The 1,967-nt window shown below is 64.0% G+C and carries 1 pseudogene; it reads right to left on the reverse strand.

From position 1 onward, the window contains the following. A pseudogene (locus EOA38_RS35120) lies at window positions 1-1,967 on the reverse strand (DNA-directed RNA polymerase subunit beta'); the annotation flags it as partial.

A 1,967-nucleotide genomic window follows, 5' to 3' on the forward strand; every position in this document is an offset into this window, starting at 1 on the left:
GGTGTAAGGATCCCACTCGGCGATGCGCTGGCCGCGCTTCACCTTGTCGCCGTCGTCCACGAAGATGCGCGAGCCATAGGCGACGCGGTGCGTGGCGCGCTCCTTGCCGGTCTCGTCGAGGATCAGGACCGCCATGTTGCGGCCCATGACCATCTGCTGGCCGTCGGAGTTGCGCACCACGTTGCGGTTGCGGATCTCGACCTTGCCCTCATAGGAGGCTTCGAGGAACGAGGAGTCCACCACCTGCGCGGTGCCGCCCATGTGGAAGGTGCGCATGGTGAGCTGGGTGCCCGGCTCGCCGATCGACTGCGCCGCGATGACGCCGACGGCCTCGCCCTGGTTGACGGGCGTGCCGCGGGCAAGATCGCGACCGTAGCAGACCGCGCAGACGCCGGTCCTGATCTCGCAGGTCAGCGCCGAGCGGATACGCACCGACTGCACGCCGGCCTTCTCGATCTGCTCCACGTCGCGCTCGTCCATCAGCTTGCCGGCCTTGACCAGCAATTCGCCGGAGACCGGATGGTTGATGTCGTCGAGCGCCGTGCGGCCCAGCACGCGCTGGCCGACCGAGGCGACGATCTGGCCGGCATCGACGATCGGCTGCATGGTGAGGCCCTTGTCGGTGCCGCAATCCAGCGAATTGACGATGCAGTCCTGCGCCACGTCGACCAGACGGCGGGTCAAGTAACCCGAGTTCGCCGTCTTCAAGGCGGTGTCGGCCAGGCCCTTGCGGGCGCCGTGGGTCGAGTTGAAGTACTCGAGCACGGTGAGGCCTTCCTTGAAGTTCGAGATGATCGGCGTCTCGATGATTTCACCCGACGGCTTGGCCATCAGGCCGCGCATGCCGGCGAGCTGACGCATCTGGGTGGGCGAACCACGCGCACCCGAATGCGACATCATGTAGATCGAGTTCATCGGCTTCTGACGGCCGTTGTCCTCGAACTCGACGGCCTTGATGCGGGCCATCATCTCGTCAGCGACCTTTTCCGAGCACTTGGCCCAGGCGTCGACCACCTTGTTGTACTTCTCGCCCTGGGTGATCAGGCCGTCATTGTACTGCTGCTCGTATTCCTTGGCCAAAGCCTCGGTGTCGGAGACCAGCTTCAGCTTGGTGTCCGGGATCAGCATGTCGTCCTTGCCGAACGAGATGCCGGCGCGGCAGGCATGCGCGAAACCGAGCGCCATGATGCGATCGCAGAAGATGACCGTCTCCTTCTGGCCGCAGTGGCGGTAGACGGTGTCGATCATCTTGGAGATGTTCTTCTTGGTCATCTCCTGGTTGGCGGTCTCATAGGGCACGTTGACGTTCTTCGGCAGAAGCTCGCCGATGATCATGCGGCCAGGCGTGGTGTCGTAGATCTTCGACACGACCTTGCCTTCGGCGTCGACCGTGCGGAAGCGACCCTTGATCTTGGCGTGCAGGGTAACGGCCTTGGTCTCCAGCGCGTGCTGGAGCTCGCCCATGTCGGCGAACACCATGCCTTCGCCCGGCTCGTCCTGGTTGACGATCGACAGATAGTAGAGACCGAGAACCATGTCCTGCGACGGCACGATGATCGGCGCGCCGGAGGCCGGGTGCAGGATGTTGTTGGTCGACATCATCAGCACGCGGGCTTCGAGCTGCGCTTCCAGCGACAGCGGCACGTGGACCGCCATCTGGTCGCCGTCGAAGTCGGCGTTGAAGGCCGTGCAGACCAGCGGATGCAGCTGGATCGCCTTGCCTTCGATGAGGATCGGCTCGAACGCCTGGATGCCGAGGCGGTGCAGCGTCGGCGCACGGTTCAGGAGCACCGGATGCTCGCGGATGACCTCGTCGAGAATATCCCAGACCTCCGGACGCTCCTTCTCGACCAGCTTCTTCGCCTGCTTGACGGTCGAGGAGAAACCCTTGGCGTCGAGGCGGGCGTAGATAAAGGGCTTGAAGAGTTCCAGCGCCATCTTCTTCGGCAGGCCGCACTGATGCAGCT

Source organism: Mesorhizobium sp. M1E.F.Ca.ET.041.01.1.1, from assembly GCF_003997355.1.
In the GTDB taxonomy this organism is placed as follows: domain Bacteria; phylum Pseudomonadota; class Alphaproteobacteria; order Rhizobiales; family Rhizobiaceae; genus Mesorhizobium.